This window comes from Streptomyces sp. NPDC017676, from assembly GCF_044329325.1.
Classification (GTDB): Bacteria; Actinomycetota; Actinomycetes; order Streptomycetales; family Streptomycetaceae; genus Streptomyces.
Map to the genome: position 1 here is coordinate 362,686 of NZ_JBIRJA010000010.1, position 20,560 is coordinate 383,245.

Genomic DNA, 20,560 nt, shown 5'->3' on the forward strand with positions numbered 1-20,560 from the left:
TGACCTGCACCATCGCATGCGGGACGGTCCCGCTGGGAAGCTGCTGCCTTGGTCTGTGCCGCGACACGAGGGTGGTGCGGGCCAAGACCTGCACGAACCCCGGGCCCATGAGGTCCGGGCGCACCAGGAAGTGGAACCACCCGTGAGCAAGGAAGCCGTGGAATCGGCACAGGCCACCACCCACCCCCAGGTGGCCCGGACGCCCGCGGACGCGGGCGACGCCGGTTACAGCAAGGACCTCAAGGCCCGCCACGTCAACATGATCGCCATCGGCGGAGCCATCGGCACCGGCCTCTTCCTGGGCGCCGGCGGACGCCTGCACAACGCGGGCCCGGCGCTCGCCCTGGCCTATCTGGTCTGCGGTGTCTTCGCGTTCTTCGTCGTCCGGGCCCTGGGCGAGCTGGTCCTGTACCGGCCGTCCTCCGGCTCCTTCGTGTCGTACGCGCGCGAGTTCCTCGGCGAGAAGGGCGCCTATGTCGCCGGCTGGATGTACTTCCTGAACTGGTCGACCACCGGCATCGCCGACATCACCGCGATCGCGCTCTACACGCACTACTGGAGCATGTTCACGTCCATCCCGCAGTGGGTGCTGGCGCTGATCGCCCTCGCGGTCGTCCTCGCCGTGAACCTGATCTCGGTGAAGATCTTCGGCGAGATGGAGTTCTGGTTCGCGATCATCAAGGTCGCCACCCTCGTGGGCTTCATGCTGATCGGCATCTTCCTGCTGGCGACCCAGCACGACGTCGGCGGCAGCAAGCCGGGCCTCGGGGTCATCACCGACAACGGCGGTGTCTTCCCGCACGGCCTGATGCCGGTCGTCCTGGTCATGCAGGGCGTGATCTTCGCGTACGCCGCCCTCGAACTGGTCGGCGTGGCCGCCGGCGAGACCGCAGAGCCGGAGAAGGTGGTCCCGCGCGCGGTGAACTCGATCATGTGGCGCGTGGGCCTGTTCTACGTCGGCTCGGTCGTGCTTCTCGCCCTGCTGCTGCCCGGCTCGGTGTACTCCGCCGACCAGAGCCCGTTCGTCACCGTGCTGTCCAAGATCGGCGTGCCGGCGGCCGGTGACGTGATGAACCTGGTCGTGCTGACCGCCGCCATGTCCTCGCTCAACTCCGGCCTGTACTCCACCGGCCGCATCCTGCGCTCGATGGCCACGGCCGGCTCGGCGCCGAAGTTCACCGCCCGCATGAACCGCAGCCAGGTGCCCTACGGCGGCATCCTGCTGACCTGCGCGGTCTGCGTGCTCGGTGTCGGCCTGAACTACCTGGTCCCCAGCCAGGCCTTCGAGATCGTGCTGAACGTCGCCTCGCTCGGCATCATCAGCACCTGGGTGATCATCATGGTCTGCCACCTGGTCTTCGTCCGCCGTGCCCGCGCGGGCCTGGTGACCCGGCCGCACTTCCAGCTGAAGTTCAGCCCGGTCACGGAGATCGCCACCGTGGTCTTCCTGCTGGTCTGCCTCGGCATGATGTGGAACGACGCCGAGGTCGGCCGCAAGACCCTGCTCCTCATCCCGGTGATCGCCGTCATGCTGGTCGCCGGCTGGTTCGGCGTCCGCCGCCGGGTGGCGGACAACACCGACCGGGAGCCGACCGAGCTGTCGAAGTAGCGGTCCGGCGCCCCTGTCAGTGGCATCGCGTACGGTGGCGTCACGCCGGAGATCACACGGCTCCGGCAGGACGCCACCGTGCCATCGGGGGGCGCCCCGAAGGGGGCGCGCGGAGGGGGAGGACGCGGGATGACCGGGCGAACGGACACGACCGATGTGCTGGTGCTGGGCGGGGCCGGTGTGGACACGATCATCCAGGTCCCCGAGCTTCCCCTGCCGTACGCCGACAGCTACATGATCGACTCGGGGATCCGCACCCGCGCGGGCCAGACCGGCGACTTCGTCGCCCTCGGACTGGCCCGGCTCGGGCTGCGCACCCACCATCTCGACCTGCTCGGCGACGACCCCGAGGGCGACCTCGTGCGCGCCCTGCACCGCGAGCACGGCATCGCCCTCACCGCGCTGCCGCAGCCGGCCGGCACCCGGCGCGCGGTCAATCTCGTCGGCCCGGACGGCCGCCGGCTGTCCCTGTACGACACCAGCCGCGCCCACCCCGACGACCGCTTCCCCGAGGCCCGCCTGCGCGCGCTGGCCGCCGCGAGCCGGCATGTGCACGTGACCATCACCCAGCCCTGCGCCCACGCCCTGCCGCTCCTGCGCGAGACCGGCCTGCCGCTCTCCACCGACCTGCACGACTGGGACGGCGAGAACCCGTACCACGAGCCGTTCGCACTCGCGGCCGATGTCGTCTTCCTGTCGGCCGCCGCCCTGACCGACCCCGAGCGGACCATGCGGCGCATCGCCGAGCGCGGACGGGCCGACACCGTCGTCGCCACCGCCGGCGCGGAGGGCGCCCACCTGCTGGCCGACGGCGAGCTGACCCGGATACCGGCGGTGACCCCGCCCGCGCCGGTGGTGGACTCCAACGGCGCGGGCGACGCCTTCGCCGCCGCGTTCCTCTACGGCCGGCTCAGCGGCGAGCCGCCCGAGCGATGCGCCCGGTACGGCGCGGTCGCGGGCGCCTACGCCTGCACCGTCCCGGCCACCCGCGCGGACGCGATAGGCCGGGACGAGCTGCTGCGCCGGGCGTCGGACCCGAGCCGCTGAGGAAACGGCGGCGCCGGGCCCGCGGCCGGGTGAGGCGCCCGCCGTGCGGGGCGGGCGCCGGGATCAGTGCCCGTGGACGGCGTTCGTCGCCTCGATCTTCTTCCAGGACTTCGGCCGCTCCACCGCCGTACCCGACTTCGCCAGGCCCCGGACCGCCGGCGCGGCCGGCTTCTCCGGCTGGAACAGCCAGGTGTCGAACAGCGCGGCAAGCGGCTTGCCGGACACCTGCTCGGCGTACTTCTGGAAGTCGGCGACCGAGGCGTTGCCGTAGGCGTGCTCCTTCGGCCAGCCCTTCAGGATCGCGAAGAACGCGTCGTCACCGATCTCGTTGCGCAGCGCCTGGATGGCGAGGGCGCCCCGGTCGTACACGGCGGCGCCGAACTGCTCGTCCGGGCCCGGGTCACCGGGCTTCACCGTCCAGAAGGCGTCGTCGGCCGGGTGCGAGGCGTACACGTAGTCGGCGAGTTCCTGCGTGGTGCCCTCGCCCTCGTGCTCGGACCACAGCCACTGCGCGTACCGGGCGAAGCCCTCGTTGATCCAGATGTCCTTCCAGCCCTTGACCGACACGTCGTCGCCGTACCACTGGTGGGCCAGCTCGTGCACGACCAGCGAGGTGTTGGAGCCGTTCGCGAACTGACGCGGGCTGTAGTAGACGCGGGTCTGCGTCTCCAGCGCGTAGCCGGTGGTGGTGTTCGGCACGTAACCGCCCGCCGAAGCGAACGGATACGGCCCGAAGTAGCCGCTCAGCCAGTCCACGATCTCGCCGGTGCGCTCCACGCTGGCCCGGGCGGCCCCGTCGTTGTCGCCGAGGTCCTTGCTGTAGGCGTTGATGACGGGCACCCCGCCGTCAGAGGTGCTGGTGGTGATGTCGAACCTGCCGAGCGCGAGCGTGGCCAGATAGGTCGCCTGCGGCTTGTTCTGCCGCCAGTTGTAACGGGTCCAGCCCAGCTTCGAACTTGTCGACTGGAGCGTGCCGTTGGAGATGGCCTGGGTGCCGTCCGGCACGGCCACCGACACGTCGTAGGTGGCCTTGTCGCTCGGGTGGTCGTTGCTCGGGAACCACCACCAGGCGGCCTCGGGCTCGTCGGCGGCCACCGCGCCGTCCGGCGTGCGGTGCCAGGTGGAGAAGCCGTAGGCGCTCTTCGTCGACGGCACTCCGCTGTAGCGGACCACGACGGTGATCGCGGTGCCCTTGGCCAGCGGGGTCTTCGGGGTGACGACCAGTTCGTGCTGGCCGGACGTCGAGAAGGACGCCTTGGCGCCGTTGACCCGCACCTCGCTCACGTCCAGCAGGAAGTCCAGGTCGAAACTGGACAGGTCCTGGGTGGTCTTCGCCAGGATCGTCGCCGTGCCCTGCAACTCGTCCGTCTTCGGCTGGTACTGAAGCCTCAGGTCGTAGTGCGAGACGTCGTAGCCGCCGTTGCCGTAGTACGGGTAGTAGGGGTCGCCGATGCCCGGTGCGCCGGGGGAGTAACTCGCGGCCGATGCCGGGATCGCCAGCAGGAGGGAGGCCGCCGCGAGCGCGCCCGGTGCGATGATTCTGCGGTGCACGTCAGCTCCAAGTCGTAGGGACGGTGCGTCCGTTCGGAGATCTGTTCGGAGCCTATTCAGTCCCTGTGACCACTGACCTGTCCATCGCCACTTCTGTCACACGATCGCCATTCAGCCGTCACGCGCACCGGAAAGCCTTCTTCTGTACGGGCGTTGACGGGGGTACCGTCCGCGCATGCCGAAACGCACGCGCTCCACGACCTGGAGAACGCTCGTCACCGCTGCCGTCGCCGCCCTGACGGCCACCTTCCTCACCCCGGTCGCAGCCCGGGCCGCCGCGCCCCGGGAGAGCAGACCCGTCTACTCCTACGCCGACGCCGTCCGCGAGTCCGTGTGGGTGGACACCGGCCTCGACGAGGACGGCGACGGACGGACCGACCGCGTCGCCGCCGACATCGTCCGGCCCGCCGAACCCGCCCGGCAGGGCCGCAAGGTGCCGGTCATCATGGACGCCAGCCCCTACTACTCCTGCTGCGGGCGCGGCAACGAGAGCCAGCGCAAGACGTACGACGCACAGGGCCACGTCGTGCAGATGCCGCTGTTCTACGACAACTACTTCGTGCCCCGTGGCTACGCCTTCGTCGGCGTCGACCTCGCCGGCACCAACCGCTCCGACGGCTGCGTCGACGTCGGCGGCCGGTCCGACATCCTGTCCGCGAAGGCCGTGGTCGACTGGCTGGGCGGCCGCGCCCGGGCCTACACCAGCCGCACGGGCGGCACCCCGGTCACGGCCGGCTGGACCAACGGCACAACCGGCATGATCGGCAAGAGCTGGGACGGCACCATCGCCAACGGCGTCGCCGCCACCGGCGTCAAGGGCCTGAGGACGATCGTCCCGATCAGCGCGATCTCCTCCTGGTACGACTACTACTTCGCGCAGGGCGCCCCGCTCTACGAGGGCGGCCCCGACGAACTGGCCGGCTACGTGGAGAGCGCCGACGCGCAGGCCCACTGCGCGGCCGTACAGAAGAAGCTCGCCGACGGCAGCCCGCGCAGCGGCGACTGGACGCCGCTGTGGACCGAGCGGGACTATGTCAAGGACGCGGCGAAGGTGCGCGCCAGCGTGTTCCTGGTGCACGGCATGCAGGACCTCAACGTCCGCACCAAGCACTTCGGCGAGTGGTGGGACGCCCTCGCCCGGCGCGGAGTGGAGCGCAAGATCTGGCTCTCCCAGACCGGGCACGTGGACCCCTTCGACTACCGGCGCGGCGCCTGGGTCGACACCCTGCACCGCTGGTTCGACCACGAACTCCTCGGCTACGACAACGGCATCGACCGCGAGCCGATGGCCGACGTCGAACGCCATCCCGACCAGTGGGTCACCTCCGCCGTCTGGCCCCCGCGCGGCACCCGCGCCGCCGTCCTGCACCCGGCCGCCGGCAGCCGGCCCGGCGTCGGCACGCTCGGGCTGCGCCCGGGCACCGGCACCGAGAGCTTCACGGACGACCCGGCGCTGAGCGAGACCGACTGGGCCGCGCACCTCACCACGGCCACACCGGAGAAGGCCGGCTTCCTCACGGCGCCGCTCACCCGCGACCTGCGCCTGTCCGGCTCCTCCACGGTCACGGTCACCGCGACCCCGACGACCGGCTCCGCCCATCTGTCCGCCGTGCTGGTCGACGTCGGCCCCGACACCATCCGCGACTACGCCGACCGCGCCGAGGGCATCACCACCCTCACCGAGCGCAGTTGCTGGGGCGAGAGCACGGCCGGGGACAGCGCCTGCTTCAAGGAGACCGCGGCGAAGACGGCCCCCGTCGACCACACCGTGGTCAGCCGGGGCTGGGCCGACCTCGGCCACTACGCCTGGCCGGCGCGGGGCGTGCCACTGACGCCGGGCAGGGCGTACACCATCACCCTGGACCTCGCGGCCACCGACCACGTCGTCCCCGCGGGGCACCGGCTGGCCCTGATCGTCGCCGGTACGGACAAGGACCTCATCGACCCTCCGTCCAGCCGCCCGACGCTCACCGTGGACCTGTCCCGTACGACGGCGAGGGTGCCGGTGGTGGGCGGCGCGGATGCGTTCGCGCGGGCGACGTCGGGCGGTGCGGGGGTGCCCGCGCCGAGGGTTCTGCACGGAGTCGGGGCACCGCGCACGGTGCGGCACGTCCCGGCGAGCTGACGGTCCCTTGTCGGCGCGCTGCGCCGGTGCGGGGCCGGCTGGTCGCGGTCTCCGGCTGCGGGCCGGTCGCGCAGTTCCCCGCGCCCCTTGGGGTGGCTGGTCGGTGAGTCCGGGTGCGGGGCGTCGTCGGCGGGACCACCTGACCGGTCAGGTGGTCCCGTACGCCGACTCGGCTGCTTCCCGGGCGCAGCCCCACGCCACCGTGACGCCGGCGCCGCCGTGGCCGTAGTTGTGCACCAGGAGGCGGCCGTCCGGGAGGGGCTGCCGCTCCAGCCGTACCGCCTCCCGGGCCGGCCGTAGTCCCACCCGGTGCGTGAGGACGCGTGCGCCGGCGATCTCCGGCCGGACGGCCGCGCAGCGGGCGACGATCGCCTCGGCCGTGGCCGGGTCCGGCTCCAGGGACCAGTCGTCCTCCTCGGCCGTGCCGCCCAGGAGCAGCCGGCCCGGCTGCGGGATGAAGTAGGTGGACGCGGCCGAGTCGTGGTCGACGGAGGTGAACCAGCTCGTGACGCCCGGGTCCTCCACCACGACCAGTTGCCCGCGCACCGGCCGTACCGCCGGGTCCGGCACCAGGGAGCGGGCCCCGAGGCCCGTGCAGTTGATCACCACGGGGGCGGGCACGGCGGTCAGGTCGGTCACCTCGCGGACCTCCACCGCGCCCCCCGCCTTCTCCAGGCGCTGCCGCAGCCAGGCCAGGTGCACCGGCATGTCGATCACCGGCAGCCGCGCAGCCAGCCCCTCGGCCACCGCCCGCAGCCCCGGCACCCGGCCCGCCCACTCGCCCAGCTCGTCCAGCCGGGCCCCCTGGTGCATCCCGTCGACCAGCCGCACCCCGGTCTCCTCCGGCCGCCCCGTCAGCTCCTCGTACACCGCCAGGGATTCGAGTGCCCACGCGCCCGCCAGCGGCTCCGGTTCGATGCGGTACGGCCACCACAGACCGCCGGCGACCGCGGAGGTCGTCCGCTCGGCCGGCTCCCGCGCCCACACCCGCACCCGCCGGCCCGACTCGGCCAGCAGCACGGCCGTCGTCAGCCCGGCGATCCCGCTTCCGACCACGATCACTTCGTCACTCGGCTCACTCTCCACGCCATGGACGATAGGCCCTGCGCGGGCGGCTCCGTCAGCCCGGGCACCACCCCGGTGACCGGCGGAAAACGTGGCGGAGAGGCGCGCGTGCCGCCGTTAGGATCGGCGTCCTGATGACTGCCACCCTCGTTGCCAAGAACCTCGCCGCCGGACATGGCGACCGCTCCCTGTTCTCCGGGCTCGACCTGGTCGTCGCGCCCGGCGACGTGATCGGGCTGGTCGGTGCCAACGGCGCGGGAAAGTCGACCCTGCTGCGGATGCTCGCCGGACTCACCCCGCCCGAGCAGGGCGAACTGCGGCTGTCGCCACCGGCCGCGACCGTCGGCCACCTGCCGCAGGAGCCGGAGCGCCGGCCGGGGGAGACCGTCCGGGAGTTCCTGGCCCGCCGCACCGGGGTCGCCGAGGCCCAGCGGACCATGGACGAGGCCACCCAGGCGCTGGTCGACGGCGCGCCCGGCGCCGACGACGCCTACGCCGCCGCCCTGGAGCGGTGGCTCGGCCTGGGCGGCGCCGACCTGGAGGAGCGCGCGGAGGAGGTCGCCGACTCCCTCGGCCTGGCCGTGGACCTGGACCAGCCGATGACCGCCCTCTCCGGCGGCCAGGCGGCCCGCGCCGGCCTCGCCTCCCTGCTGCTGTCCCGCTACGACGTCTTCCTGCTGGACGAGCCCACCAACGACCTCGATCTCGACGGTCTGGAGCGTCTGGAGCGGTTCGTCACCGGACTGCGCGCGGGCACGGTCGTCGTCAGCCACGACCGCGAGTTCCTCACCCGCACGGTCACCAAGGTGCTCGAACTCGACCTCGCCCAGCACCAGATCAACCTCTACGGCGGCGGTTACGACGCCTACCTGGAGGAGCGGGAGGTGGCCCGCCGGCACGCCCGCGAGGAGTACGAGGAGTACGCCGACAAGAAGGCGGCGCTGCAGGACCGTGCCCAGATGCAGCGCGCCTGGATGGACAAGGGCGTGAAGAACGCCCGTCGCAAGGCCGGCAACGACAACGACAAGATCGGCCGCAAGTTCCGCAGCGAGGCCAGCGAGAAGCAGGCCGCCAAGGCCCGGCAGACCCAGCGCATGATCGAGCGCCTGGACGTGGTGGAGGAGCCGCGCAAGGAGTGGGAGCTGCGGATGGAGATCGCGTCCGCGCCGCGCTCGGGCGCGGTGGTGGCGACGCTGCGGGACGCCGAGGTCCGGCGCGGCGACTTCACCTTCGGCCCGGTCTCGCTGCAGATCGACTGGGCGGACCGGATCGCGGTGACGGGGGCCAACGGATCAGGGAAGTCCACGCTGCTCGGCGCGCTGCTGGGCCGCGTCCCCCTCGACTCCGGGCACGCGGCCCTCGGCTCCGGTGTCCTGGTCGGCGAGGTAGACCAGGCCCGGGGGCTGTTCCACGGCCCCGAGACCCTGCTCGACGCCTTCTGCGCCGCCGTCCCCGACACCGAACCGGCGGAGGTCCGCACCCTCCTGGCCAAGTTCGGCCTGAAGTCCGGCCATGTGCTGCGCCCGGCCGCCACCCTGTCCCCGGGCGAACGCACCCGCGCCGCGCTCGCCCTGCTCCAGGGCCGGGGCGTCAACCTCCTCGTGCTGGACGAACCGACGAACCACCTCGACCTGCCGGCCATCGAGCAGCTGGAGTCGGCCCTCGACGCCTTCACGGGCACCCTCCTGCTGGTCACCCACGACCGGCGCATGCTGGACGCGGTCCGGGTGACCCGCCGCCTGGAGGTCTCCGCAGGCAAGGTGACGGAGCGCTAGCCGGCGCGTGCGGCGGATCGCTTCGCCGCCTGTTCGGCCCGGGGCGGGGTGTCGTGGGTCGTGGGGCCGCCACGTCGAGGCCGCCGGGGCGCTGTCCCACGGCCCCGTCGACGAGTTCGCGCACGATGTCCGCGTGTCCGGCGTGCCGCTGGGTCTCGGCGGCCATGTGGGTCAGCACCCGGTGCAGCGTCGTCTCACCCGGCGCACCGGGTGTCGGGCCGACCGCGTGCAGGGGGAGCGCCGCGATGGTCTCGTCCGCATGGGCGCACGCCCGCCGGCACGGGCCGACGTTGCCCGGGGAAGGGGCCGGCCGAAGGTCTGGCCGGAGTACAGCGCGTCGGCAGCCTGCGGATCCGGTTGCCTTGCGTCACCGGAGTGTCCGGCGGCGGTCGGAGGCACCCTCCGGGGAGGAGGGCGCCACTCCAGCCGACCGCCGAGGCCCCGCAGGGTCAGCGTTTCTTCGGGTCCAGCAGGCCCGCCCGGCGCAGCGCGTCCGCCATCGCGCTGTTGGCCGGAGCCGGTGCCGGGGCCTGCCGGCCGCCGCGCTCGCCGCCGCCGCGGCCCTGCCGCTGGCCGCCGCCCTGCCGCTGCTGCGGTGGACGGGCACCGCCGCGCTGCTGCCGGCCGCCGCCCTGGCCCTGCGGGGCGGCCTCGTCGTCCAGGCGCAGCGTCAGCGCGATCCGCTTGCGCGGGATGTCGACGTCCAGGACCTTCACCTTGACGATGTCGCCGGGCTTCACGACATCGCGCGGGTCCTTGACGAACGACTTCGACATCGCCGACACGTGCACCAGACCGTCCTGGTGGACACCGACGTCCACGAACGCGCCGAAGGCGGCCACGTTGGTGACCACGCCCTCCAGGACCATCCCGGCGGACAGGTCGGAGATCTTCTCGACGCCCTCCTTGAAGGTGGCCGTCTTGAACGCGGGCCGAGGGTCGCGGCCCGGCTTCTCCAGCTCCTTGAGGATGTCGGTGACGGTCGGCAGACCGAAGGTGTCGTCCACGAAGTCGGCCGGCCGCAGCGAGCGCAACACGCCGGTGTTGCCGATGAGGGACGCCACCTCCTGGCCCGTGGTCTTCACCATACGGCGCACCACCGGATACGCCTCGGGGTGCACGCTGGAGGCGTCCAGCGGGTCCTCGCCGCCCCGGATGCGCAGGAAGCCCGCGCACTGCTCGTACGCCTTGGGGCCGAGCCGGGCCACCTTCTTCAGCTCGGCACGGGACGTGAAGGGGCCGTTCTTGTCCCGGTGCGCGACGATGTTCTCCGCCAGGCCGGACGAGATGCCCGACACCCGTGCGAGGAGCGGCACGGACGCCGTGTTGACGTCGACGCCGACGCCGTTCACACAGTCCTCCACGACCGCGTCCAGCGACCGGGACAGCTTCACCTCGGACAGGTCGTGCTGGTACTGGCCGACGCCGATCGACTTCGGGTCGATCTTCACCAGCTCGGCCAGCGGGTCCTGGAGCCGGCGGGCGATGGAGACCGCGCCGCGCAGCGACACGTCCATGTCCGGCAGCTCCTGCGAGGCGTAACTCGACGCGGAGTACACCGACGCGCCCGCCTCGGACACCATCACCTTGGTGAGCTTCAGCTCCGGGTGCCTGGTGACGAGTTCACCGGCGAGCTTGTCGGTCTCGCGGGACGCCGTGCCGTTGCCGATCGCGATCAGCTCGACCGCGTGCTCCTTGGCGAGCCGCGCCAGCTTGGCGAGCGCCTCGTCCCACTTGTTGGCCGGGACGTGCGGGTAGATCACGTCCGTGGCGACGACCTTGCCGGTCGCGTCGACCACGGCGACCTTCACGCCCGTGCGGAAGCCGGGGTCCAGGCCCAGCGTCGCACGGGTGCCGGCCGGGGCGGCCAGCAGCAGGTCCCGCAGGTTGGCCGCGAACACGTTGACCGCCTCGTCCTCGGCGGCCGTCCGCAGCCGGAGGCGCAGGTCGATCCCGAGGTGGACCAGGACGCGGGTGCGCCAGGCCCAGCGGACCGTGTCCGTCAGCCACTTGTCGGCCGGGCGGCCCCGGTCGGCGATCCCGAACCTCGACGCGATGATCCCCTCGTACGAGGACGGGCCCTCCGTGGCCTCCTCCGGCTCCAGGACGAGGTCCAGGACCTCCTCCTTCTCCCCGCGCAGCATCGCCAGGATCCGGTGCGAGGGCAGCTCGGTGAACGGCTCGGCGAAGTCGAAGTAGTCGGCGAACTTGGCGCCCGCCTCCTCCTTGCCCTCCCGCACCTTCGCGGCCAGCCGCCCGCGCACCCACATGCGCTCGCGCAGCTCGCCGATGAGGTCGGCGTCCTCGGAGAACCGCTCCGTGAGGATCGCCCGCGCGCCCTCCAGCGCGGCCTGCGGGTCGGCGACGCCCTTGTCGGCGTCCACGAACGCGGCCGCGGCCGCCAGCGGTTCGACCGTCGGGTCGCCCAGCAGGCCCTCCGCGAGCGGCTCCAGGCCCGCCTCACGCGCGATCTGCGCCTTGGTGCGCCGCTTGGGCTTGTAGGGGAGGTAGATGTCCTCCAGACGCGCCTTCGTCTCGGCGCCGCGGATCCGCGCCTCAAGCTCCTCGGTGAGCTTGCCCTGCTCCCGCACCGACTCCAGGATCGCGGTCCGCCGCTCCTCCAGCTCCCGCAGATAGCGCAGCCGCTCCTCGATGGTGCGCAGCTGCGCGTCGTCGAGCATCTCGGTCGCTTCCTTGCGGTAGCGAGCGATGAAGGGCACGGTCGAACCGCCGTCGAGCAGTTCCACCGCGGCCTTCACCTGCCGCTCCCGTACGCCGAGCTCCTCGGCGATCCTGCCTTCGATGGACCCTGCTCCGAGGGACCCGGGTGTCGTCACGATCCCGTACCGCCTTCTCCACTGAGGTTGCGCGGCAATTGTGGCAGGTGACACCGACAACCGGGGATCAGGGCGGCTCCCGGCGGGGCGCCGGTCCCGGCGTCAGGCCCGGCTCCCCCGCGCGGAGGACGAAGCTCCGCCGAACAACCGGGCGAGCGCCCGGAACGGCAGCGTGACCACCGTGGCGATGGCGCCGCCGATCTGCCGCAGTACGTCAGCGATGGCACGGAACACGGAACGATCTCCCTTCCTCGTGGGCTCTCGTCACCACGGGTACCTCCCGACGGCGCGGGAAACCCCCGCGGACCGGGAAGCCGATGGCAGAAAAGGTGGGAAATCCGTCGTTGCTGCCGCGCGCGGGGCCACCCAGAATCGAGGTCATGACGCAGCGAACCGTCCTCGTCACCGTCTTCGACGGCGTGCAGAGCCTCGATGTCACCGGCCCCATGGAGGTCTTCACCGGCGCGGAGAGGCACACCCCGGGCTCGTACCGGATCCGCACGGCCTCCGTGGACGGCGGGCCGGTGCGCACCTCCAGCGGGCTGACCGTCGTACCGGACGCGTCCCTCGCGGACACGGCCGGTCCGCACACCCTGCTGGTCCCCGGCGGGGAGGGCACCCGGGACCCCGACCCCCGGCTGGTGGAGTGGCTGCGCGCACACGGCCCGCGGGCCCCGCGCCTGGTCTCCGTGTGCACCGGCGCGATCCCGCTGGCGCGGGCCGGACTCCTGGACGGCCGGCGCGTCACGACACACTGGGCGTACTGCGACAAGCTCGCCCGGGACCACCCCGCCGTCCGGGTCGACCCCGACCCGATCTTCGTCCGGGACGGACACGTGGCCACCTCCGCCGGGGTCACCGCGGGCATCGACCTCGCCCTGGCGCTGGTGGAGGAGGACCTGGGCCGGCAGGTGGCGCTGACCGTCGCCCGCCACCTCGTGGTGTTCCTGCGCAGGCCGGGCAACCAGGCCCAGTTCAGCGCCCAGCTGGCCGTTCAGACGGCGCGCCGGGAACCCCTCCGGGACGTCCAGCAGTGGATCAGCGAACACCCGGACGGCGACCTCGGCGTCGAGGCGCTGGCCGCCCGCGCGGCCCTCTCCCCGCGCCACTTCGCCCGTGCCTTCCAGGCGGAGACCGGCATGACACCGGGCCGGTACGTCGACCGGGTCCGCGTCGAACACGCGCGCCGCCTGCTGGAGGACACCACCGACGGCGTCGAACAGGTCGCCCGCGCCAGCGGCTACGGCACACCGGAGGCCATGCGCCGCGCCTTCCTGCGCACCCTGGGCGCGTCCCCGGCCGAGTACCGCCGCCGCTTCCGCCCCGCCCCCGTCGTCTGACGGGCCATCACCCACCCTGCGAGACAAGGGAATTCCATGCAGATCGCCATCGTGCTCTACGACCGCTTCACCGCCCTGGACGCCGTCGGCCCCTACGAGACCCTCGGCCGGCTCCCCGACTCCGAGACCGTGTTCATCGCCGAGCGCACCGGACCCGTGCGCACCGACACCGGGAACCTGGCCCTCACCGCCGACCGGACCCTCGCCGACGTGCCGTCCCCGGACATCGTGATCGTGCCGGGCGGCCCCGGCCAGAGCGAGCAGATGGAGAACACCGCCCTGCTGGACTGGCTGCGCGCGGCGGACGCCACCAGCACCTGGACCACCTCGGTGTGCACGGGCTCGCTGCTGCTGGCCGCCGCCGGGCTGCTGCGCGGCCGCCGTGCCACCTCGCACTGGCTCGCGCTGGACCTGCTGCGCGGCTTCGGGGCCGAGCCGACGGGGGAGCGGGTGGTCGTGGACGGCAAGTACGTCACCGCGGCGGGCGTGTCGTCCGGCATCGACATGGGCTTGACCCTCCTCGGCACCATCGCCGGCGACGAACACGCCCAGTCCGTCCAGCTGCTGACCGAGTACGACCCCCAGCCGCCGTACGACGCCGGTTCACCGCAGAAGGCGCCCGCGCACCTCGTCGAGAAGTGGCGTGCCGAGAGCCGCTTCATCCTGACGTAGACACGCTCCAGGTGAAGCGCGGCTGCCGGCGCTCCAGGAACGCGGCGACGCCCTCCGCCACATCGCCGCTGCCGCGCGCCCGGGCGGCCCAGTGGGCGTCACGGTCGGTGCGGCCGGCGGCGAACTCCTTGGCGGCGGCCTGGGTGAGCTGCGAACGGGACACCAGGACCCGGGTCAGCTCCGCCACCCGCTTGTCCAGTTCCCCCTCGGGCAGCACCTCGTCCACCAGGCCGGTGCGCAGCGCCCGCCCGGCGTCGATCAACTCGGCCGTGAAGAGAAGGTACTTGGCCGTGGCCGGGCCGACCAGGGACACCAGCCGGCGGGTGGAGGAGGCCGGGTAGACGACACCGAGCCGCGCCGGCGTCACCCCGAACACCGCTCCCTCCTCCGCCAGCCGCAGGTCACAGGCCGCCGCGAGCTGCGTCCCGCCGCCCACGCAGTGGCCGCGCACCGCGGCGACGGTCGGTTTGGGGAACGCGGCCAGGGCCTCCTCGGCGGCCACCGCGAGGGCCGGTGCCTCCTCCGGCGCGTCCCGGAGCGTGGAGATGTCGGCACCCGCGCAGAAGGTGCCGCCCTCACCGGTGAGCACCAGCGCGCGGACCCCGGGGTCACGGGCCAGTCCGTCCAGCAGCGGGGGCAGGGCCCGCCACATCGCCGTCGTCATGGCGTTGCGCTTGGCGGGATGACGGATCACCACGGTGGCGACCGAGTCGGTGACCTGGTGGGACAGCTGGGGCTCCATGCGGGGATCGTAGCGTCGGCCTCTGACAACCCGACTAGTTCGCGAACCGGCGCCCGGGGAGCAGGAACGGTCCCGACCGGGACCAGGTCAGGCGGAGTCGGTCAGAAACCGTTCGATACCTGCCGACTTGTGTTCAGGCATCCGGACCGGAGCGGATCGTTACCAACACTCGACGTGTGGTGACAATCGAGCGCGAGGGTGGCGACCGGACGATGGACAACCACGGGCGCGAGGACGGCCCGCGCCCAGCGGGGGGCGGCGGCACACCGCCGGATCCACTGCCGTACGAAGGCATCTGGCGGTTCACCGCGGCCGCGGTGGACGCCTCGGTCCCGCAGGCCCGGCACGCGGTGCGGGACCTGCTGCTGCGCCAGGGGGTGCCGGTCTCCGACGACCTGGTGCACGGGCTGCTGCTGATCGTCTCCGAGCTGGTCACCAACGCGGTCCGGCACGCCGCGCTGCTGTCGCCGGTGCTGGCCGTGGAGGTGGCCGTCGGAGCCGAGTGGGTGCGGGTGTCCGTGGAGGACAACCACCCCTACCGGCCGACGGCCCTGGAGGCCGACCACGGCCGGACCGGTGGCCGGGGGCTCCTCCTGGTCCGCGAGGTGGCGCGGGAGGCGGGCGGGGTGGTCGACGTGGAGCACACCGCGAGCGGCGGCAAGGTGATCTGGGCCGCGCTCCCGCTGAAGCCCCCCTCACTGCCGTAGCGCCCGCCGGCCGCCCCCGCCGGCCACGGGACCGCCGCGGCGGCTACCAGCCGGCGGACGGGCCCGTCAGTTCCCTGATCGCCGGGCGGGCCGCGTCCAGGACGGTCATGAACCAGGCCGAGAACGGGTCCCGGGCGTGCCGCTCGGCCAGCTCCGCCGCCGTCACGAAGGAGGTCTGGGCGACCTCCTCCGGGTCCGGCCCGAGCGGCGCCTGCACCAGGCCGACGAACAGATGGTTGAACTCCTGCTCCACCAGGCCGGAGGCGGGGTCCGGGTGGTTGTAACGGACCGTGCCGGCCTCAGCGAGCAGCGACGGCGACACGCCCAGCTCCTCGTACGTGCGCCGGGCCGCCGCCGCGAACGGCGCCTCGCCCGGGTACGGGTGACCGCAGCAGGTGTTGGACCACACACCGGGGGAGTGGTACTTGCCGAGCGCCCGCTGCTGGAGCAGCAGCCGGCCCTGCTCGTCGAAGAGGAACACCGAGAACGCCCGGTGCAGCTGCCCCGGCGGCTGATGGGCGGCGAGCTTCTCCGCCGTACCGATCGTCACACCCTTCTCGTCGACCAGTTCCAGCAAAATCGCCTCTGCGGTGCCCTCCGACGAGCTGTGCGTCGCGGTGGCAGGTGTGATCGGCATACCCATCCTTCGCCTCGGTCTTCGCACCCCAAGTCTGCCGTACGAATCCGGCACTCCCGGCACGTCCGGCGCGCGGCGCGGCACCGGAAGCCGGACCCGGTAGATCATCGTGCCCGGAGCCGGCCGCGGGGAACCGTCCGGGGGTGCGCCGAACGGCAGTGCGTACGGTCAGTGGCACAGCCGCGCTTCGTGCTCCGCGTGCCCGCCCGGCTCCAGCTGGAAGGTGCAGTGCTCCACGTCGAAGTGATCGCCCAGACAGCCCTGGAGCTCGTGCAGGATCTTCTCGTGCCCGATGGCGTTCAGCACCTCGGAGCTGACCACCACGTGCGCAGACAGCACCGGCATGCCCGACGTGATCGTCCAGGCGTGCAGGTCGTGGACGTCCTCCACGCCGTCGAGGGCCAGGATGTGCGCCCGGACGTCCGCCATGTCGACGCCCTTGGGGGCCGCCTCCAGCAGCACGTCCAGCGTCTCGCGCAGCAACTTCAGCGTCCGCGGCACGATCATCAGCCCGATGACCAGCGAGGCGACGGGATCCGCCGCCTGCCAGCCGGTGGTCAGGATCACCGCGGCCGAGATCAGCACCGCCACCGAGCCCAGCGCGTCCGCGGCCACCTCAAGGAAGGCGCCGCGCACGTTCAGGCTCTCCTTCTGCCCGCGCATCAGCAGCACCAGGGAGATGGAGTTCGCCACCAGGCCGATCAGACCGAACACGACCATCAGGCCGCCCCGGGTCTGCGCGGGCTCCACGAACCGCTGGGCCGCCTCGTACAGGACGTACCCGCCCACCCCGAGCAGCAGCAGACAGTTGGCCAGGGCCGCGAGGATCTCGGCGCGGGCGTAGCCGTAGGTGCGGTTGGTGCTCGCCGGGCGGTTCGCGAAGTGCACGGCGAGCAGGGCCATGCCGAGGCCCACCGCGTCGGTCGCCATGTGCGCCGCGTCCGCGATCAGCGCGAGCGAGTCCGCGATCAGGCCGCCGACGATCTCGACGACCATCACCGTCAGCGTGATGCCCAGCGCGATCCTCAGCCGACCCCGGTACGCGGCCGTGGCCGTACCCGTGGCCGGCGCGTGGGAGTGCGCGTGCCCGTGGTCGTGCCCTGCCCCCATGACTACCGCCTTCCGTATGGCTGCCCGGAGGCCAGTGAACTACGGGGCGGGGGTATGGGGCAACGCGGGACTGAACACCGTTGTCATGTGCCGTGACCTGCGGAAACGTTCCGCAGGTCAGGGGGCCGGGGGCTCGCTCAGCCGTCGTGGTGCGGCCGCCGGCCTGCCTCAGCCGCCGTGGTGCAGCCGCCAGCCCGCCCACGCCGACTCGATCATCTCGCGCACCCCGCGCCGGGCCCGCCAGCCCAGTGCCTCGGCGGCCCGCGCGGCCGAGGCCACCGCGCGCGGCGCGTCCCCGGGACGGCGGCCCTCCACCACGGGCGCCCGGCGGTCCCCGCTGACCTCCCCGATGACCGTGATCAGCTCGCGCACCGAGACCCCCTCGCCCCGGCCGATGTTCAGCGTCAGATCACCGGTGAGATCCCCGGCGGCCAGCCGGCGGGCCGCCGCCAGGTGGGCCTCCGCCAGATCGGCGACGTGGATGTAGTCCCTGACACAGGTGCCGTCCGGCGTCGGGTAGTCGTCGCCGAAGATGCGCGGGGCCTCGTCCCGGGTGAGCCGGTCGAAGACCATCGGCACGATGTTGAACACCCCCGTGTCCGCCAGCTCGGGCGCCGCCGCGCCCGCCACGTTGAAATACCGCAGGCACACGGTGGAGATCCCGTGCGCCCGCCCCGCCGCCCGCACCAGCCACTCACCGGCCAGCTTGGTCTCGCCGTACGGGTTCACCGGGGCGCACGGGGTGTCCTCGGTGATCAGGTCCACGTCCGGGTTGCCGTACACCGCCGCCGACGACGAGAACAGCAGGCGGCCGATGCCCGCCTCGGCCACCGCGTCCAGGAGAGTGGCCAGACCGCCCACGTTCTCCCGGTAGTAGCGGGTGGGCTGGGCCACCGACTCCGCGACCTGCTTGCGCGCCGCGAGATGGACGACCCCGGTCACGCCGTGCTCCGCGAAGACCCGCTTCAGCAGAGCCCCGTCCAGCGTCGAACCCTGGACCAGCGGCACCTCGGCCGGGAGCCGCGCGGGCACGGCGGCCGACAGGTCGTCCAGCGCCACCACGTTCTCCCCGGCGCCCGCCATGGCCCGTGCCACATGCGCCCCGATGTATCCGGCTCCGCCGGTGATCAGCCACGTCATGGTCGTCCACCCTATGCCGAACGGCCCGGTGTCCCGGTTGCCCGGGTCTGCCCCACGGGTTTGTGGGCCGGCCCCCGCATCCCCGATGATGATCGCGGCAAAGGCCGGGGCAGCCCCCGTGGGCCGGACCGTGAACGGCCGGTGAACACCGGCTCCGGACCATCCGATACCCTCTGCCGACATGCCGCCCGGGTGCCGCAGGCAGGGCGCCCCACCACGCAAGAGACCGGCGCCCGCGCGCCGGCACCCAGGGAGTGAGTTCGGTTGTCGACCGCCATCGTCACCGGTCAGCCGGTCCCCGGATCGTCACTGGAGAACGATCTGCGGTCCCTCGGCTTCGATGTGCGCGTGGCCGCCGACGCCGCCGAGACGGAGACCCTGCTCGCGGCCGTGCCGGCCGACCGGCGGGTGGCCCTGGTCGACGCCCGTTTCGTCGGTCACCTGCACGCGCTGCGCCTGGGCCTGACCGACCCGCGCTTCCCGCTCGCCGCCGTGCCCGGCGCCGTCACCGCCCAGCCGGACGCCCGGCAGGCGCTCGCCCGGGCCGTGGCCCGCGAGACCTCCGCGCCCGGCGGTACCGCCACCGCGCACGCGGCCGGCGGCGGCGCGCCCGCGCTCGCCCTGGACAGCCTCGCCGACCGCGCCGCCGAAGCCCTCGACGCCGACGGCGGCGCGGTGCACCGGCCCGAGCTGGGCAGCCTGGTCGCCGCCGTGCCCGCCGACCCGCAGGCCCGCAACGAGGCCCGGCAGGCCGTCTCCGCCGTCGACGACGAGGCCGTCCGCCTGAAGTCGGCCGTGAAGTCGCGGGACGGCTTCTTCACCACGTTCTTCATCAGCCCCTACTCGCGCTACATCGCCCGCTGGTGCGCACGCCGGGGCCTGACCCCGAACCAGGTCACCACGGCCTCGCTGCTCACCGCCCTGATAGCGGCCGGCTGTGCGGCGACCGGCACCCGGGGCGGCTTCATCGCGGCCGGAGTGCTGCTGATCGCCTCCTTCGTCCTGGACTGCACCGACGGCCAGCTCGCCCGCTACGCCCTGAAGTACTCCACCCTCGGCGCCTGGCTCGACGCCACCTTCGACCGGGCCAAGGAATACGCCTACTACGCCGGCCTCGCCCTCGGCGCGGCCCGCGGCGGTGACGACGTGTGGGCCCTCGCCCTCGGCGCGATGATCCTCCAGACCTGCCGGCACGTGGTCGACTTCTCCTTCAACGAGGCCAACCACGACGCCACCGCCAACACCAGCCCCACCGCCGCCCTCTCCGACAAGCTCGACAGCGTCGGCTGGACCGTCTGGCTGCGGCGGATGATCGTGCTGCCGATCGGCGAGCGCTGGGCGATGATCGCGGTCCTCACCGCCGTCACCACCCCCCGGATCACCTTCTACGTCCTGCTCGTCGGCTGCGCCTTCGCGGCGGCGTACACCACGGCCGGCCGGGTGCTGCGCTCGGTGACCCGCAAGGCCCGGCGCACCGAGCGGGCGGCACAGGCCCTCGCCGACCTCGCCGACCCGGGCCCGCTCGCCGGGGCCGTGCGGCGCGTGGCCCGGAAGGGCCTGCCCGGGCTCGCCGTGCCCGCCGTCGCCCTGCTCGGCGGGGCCGTGGTCGTGGCCTGCTCGGCCCTCACGGACTTCGGCGGGCCGCTGCCCGTCGCCGGCGCCGTCGTGTACGTCCTCACCTCCGCCCTCGCTGTCGCCCGCCCCCTCAAGGGCGCCCTCGACTGGCTCGTCCCGCCCTTCTTCCGGGCCGCCGAGTACGGCACCGTCCTGGCGCTGGCCGGTAAAGCGGGCGTGAACGGAGCCCTGCCCGCGGCTTTCGGCCTGGTGGCGGCCGTCGCCTACCATCACTACGACACGGTGTACCGCATCCGCGGCAACGCCGGAGCGCCCCCGGCCTGGCTGGTGCGCGCCATCGGGGGGCACGAGGGGCGGACGCTGCTCGTCGCCGTTCTCGCCGCGGTGCTCACCGGCGCGCAGTTCAAGGTCGCGCTCACCGTCCTCGCCGTGGCCGTCGCCCTGGTGGTGCTCGTCGAGAGCATCCGCTTCTGGGTGTCCGCCGGGGCCCCCGCCGTACACGACGAAGGAGAAACCGCATGATCGGCCTTGTGCTGGCGGCCGGCGCCGGGCGCCGTCTGCGCCCCTACACCGACACCCTGCCCAAGGCTCTGGTGCCGGTGGGTCCCGAGGGCGCGGAGGAGTCGCT

General features: G+C 73.0%; 17 protein-coding genes and 1 pseudogene. 9 read left to right on the forward strand and 9 right to left on the reverse strand.

Features of this window, described 5'->3' with window-relative positions; translation table 11 throughout:
• The first annotated feature begins 142 nt into the window (after positions 1-142).
• Positions 143-1,609 (forward strand): amino acid permease, encoded by a 1,467-nt coding sequence (locus tag ACH4LD_RS23935; RefSeq protein ID WP_132782603.1) that lies wholly within the window; start codon positions 143-145, stop codon positions 1,607-1,609.
• A gap of 129 nt (positions 1,610-1,738) precedes the next feature.
• Complete coding sequence (locus tag ACH4LD_RS23940) at positions 1,739-2,656, forward strand: adenosine kinase (protein WP_398053772.1); 918 nt, start codon at positions 1,739-1,741, stop codon at positions 2,654-2,656.
• Positions 2,657-2,719: 63 nt separating this feature from the next.
• On the opposite strand, the gene ACH4LD_RS23945 is transcribed toward ACH4LD_RS23940, so the two are convergent.
• Entirely contained in the window at positions 2,720-4,207 is a 1,488-nt protein-coding gene (locus ACH4LD_RS23945) for a M1 family metallopeptidase (RefSeq protein WP_398053773.1), read from the reverse strand.
• A 175-nt stretch (positions 4,208-4,382) separates the two neighbouring features.
• Here ACH4LD_RS23945 and ACH4LD_RS23950 point away from each other — a divergent pair, with 175 nt between their 5' ends.
• A complete protein-coding gene (locus ACH4LD_RS23950) occupies positions 4,383-6,332 on the forward strand; it encodes a Xaa-Pro dipeptidyl-peptidase (protein WP_398053774.1) in 1,950 nt (649 codons plus the stop codon).
• 147 nt (positions 6,333-6,479) lie between these two features.
• On the opposite strand, the gene ACH4LD_RS23955 is transcribed toward ACH4LD_RS23950, so the two are convergent.
• Positions 6,480-7,394 (reverse strand): FAD-dependent oxidoreductase, encoded by a 915-nt coding sequence (locus ACH4LD_RS23955; protein ID WP_398054120.1) that lies wholly within the window; start codon positions 7,392-7,394, stop codon positions 6,480-6,482.
• A gap of 137 nt (positions 7,395-7,531) precedes the next feature.
• On the opposite strand from ACH4LD_RS23955, the gene ACH4LD_RS23960 reads away from it, so the two are divergent.
• Positions 7,532-9,172 (forward strand): ABC-F family ATP-binding cassette domain-containing protein, encoded by a 1,641-nt coding sequence (locus ACH4LD_RS23960; RefSeq protein ID WP_398053775.1) that lies wholly within the window; start codon positions 7,532-7,534, stop codon positions 9,170-9,172.
• A gap of 67 nt (positions 9,173-9,239) precedes the next feature.
• On the opposite strand, the pseudogene ACH4LD_RS23965 reads toward ACH4LD_RS23960, so the two are convergent.
• From ACH4LD_RS23965 to ACH4LD_RS23975, 3 genes and pseudogenes are all read right to left on the reverse strand, one after another.
• Positions 9,240-9,449, reverse strand: a pseudogene (locus ACH4LD_RS23965) (DUF664 domain-containing protein); the annotation flags it as partial.
• 172 nt (positions 9,450-9,621) lie between these two features.
• Positions 9,622-12,009, reverse strand: a complete 2,388-nt coding sequence (locus tag ACH4LD_RS23970; RefSeq protein ID WP_398053776.1) for a Tex family protein — start codon at positions 12,007-12,009, stop codon at positions 9,622-9,624.
• A gap of 102 nt (positions 12,010-12,111) precedes the next feature.
• Positions 12,112-12,243, reverse strand: a complete 132-nt coding sequence (locus ACH4LD_RS23975) for an LPFR motif small protein (protein ID WP_014676189.1) — start codon at positions 12,241-12,243, stop codon at positions 12,112-12,114.
• Positions 12,244-12,389: 146 nt separating this feature from the next.
• On the opposite strand from ACH4LD_RS23975, the gene ACH4LD_RS23980 reads away from it, so the two are divergent.
• Complete coding sequence (locus ACH4LD_RS23980) at positions 12,390-13,349, forward strand: GlxA family transcriptional regulator (protein WP_398053777.1); 960 nt, start codon at positions 12,390-12,392, stop codon at positions 13,347-13,349.
• 36 nt (positions 13,350-13,385) lie between these two features.
• Positions 13,386-14,021 (forward strand): DJ-1/PfpI family protein, encoded by a 636-nt coding sequence (locus ACH4LD_RS23985; protein ID WP_398053778.1) that lies wholly within the window; start codon positions 13,386-13,388, stop codon positions 14,019-14,021.
• Here the strand turns inward: ACH4LD_RS23985 and ACH4LD_RS23990 are convergent.
• Entirely contained in the window at positions 14,008-14,763 is a 756-nt protein-coding gene (locus ACH4LD_RS23990) for an enoyl-CoA hydratase/isomerase family protein (RefSeq protein WP_132782596.1), read from the reverse strand. The genes ACH4LD_RS23985 and ACH4LD_RS23990 overlap by 14 nt on opposite strands.
• Before the next feature lie 212 nt (positions 14,764-14,975).
• On the opposite strand from ACH4LD_RS23990, the gene ACH4LD_RS23995 reads away from it, so the two are divergent.
• On the forward strand, positions 14,976-15,470 hold the full coding sequence (locus ACH4LD_RS23995; RefSeq protein ID WP_132783379.1) for an ATP-binding protein: 495 nt from the start codon (positions 14,976-14,978) through the stop codon (positions 15,468-15,470).
• Between the two features lie 43 nt (positions 15,471-15,513).
• Here ACH4LD_RS23995 and idi read toward each other — a convergent pair whose 3' ends face one another.
• From idi to galE, 3 genes are all read right to left on the reverse strand, one after another.
• Positions 15,514-16,107 carry an isopentenyl-diphosphate Delta-isomerase gene (gene idi, locus ACH4LD_RS24000; protein WP_132782595.1) on the reverse strand — a complete coding sequence of 198 codons (594 nt, stop codon included), beginning with the start codon at positions 16,105-16,107 and terminating at the stop codon, positions 15,514-15,516.
• Between the two features lie 168 nt (positions 16,108-16,275).
• A complete protein-coding gene (locus ACH4LD_RS24005; RefSeq protein ID WP_398053779.1) occupies positions 16,276-17,217 on the reverse strand; it encodes a cation diffusion facilitator family transporter in 942 nt (313 codons plus the stop codon).
• A 168-nt stretch (positions 17,218-17,385) separates the two neighbouring features.
• Positions 17,386-18,357 carry a UDP-glucose 4-epimerase GalE gene (galE, locus tag ACH4LD_RS24010; protein ID WP_398053780.1) on the reverse strand — a complete coding sequence of 324 codons (972 nt, stop codon included), beginning with the start codon at positions 18,355-18,357 and terminating at the stop codon, positions 17,386-17,388.
• Between the two features lie 264 nt (positions 18,358-18,621).
• Between galE and ACH4LD_RS24015 the strand changes: the two genes are divergently transcribed.
• Both ACH4LD_RS24015 and ACH4LD_RS24020 read left to right on the forward strand, forming a co-directional pair.
• The gene (locus ACH4LD_RS24015; RefSeq protein WP_398053781.1) at positions 18,622-20,454 is read left to right on the forward strand and encodes a DUF5941 domain-containing protein; all 1,833 of its coding nucleotides are present in this window, start codon (positions 18,622-18,624) and stop codon (positions 20,452-20,454) included.
• A partial coding sequence (locus ACH4LD_RS24020; protein WP_355069174.1) for a sugar phosphate nucleotidyltransferase occupies positions 20,451-20,560 on the forward strand: 110 nt, incomplete at its 3' end. The genes ACH4LD_RS24015 and ACH4LD_RS24020, both read left to right, overlap by 4 nt.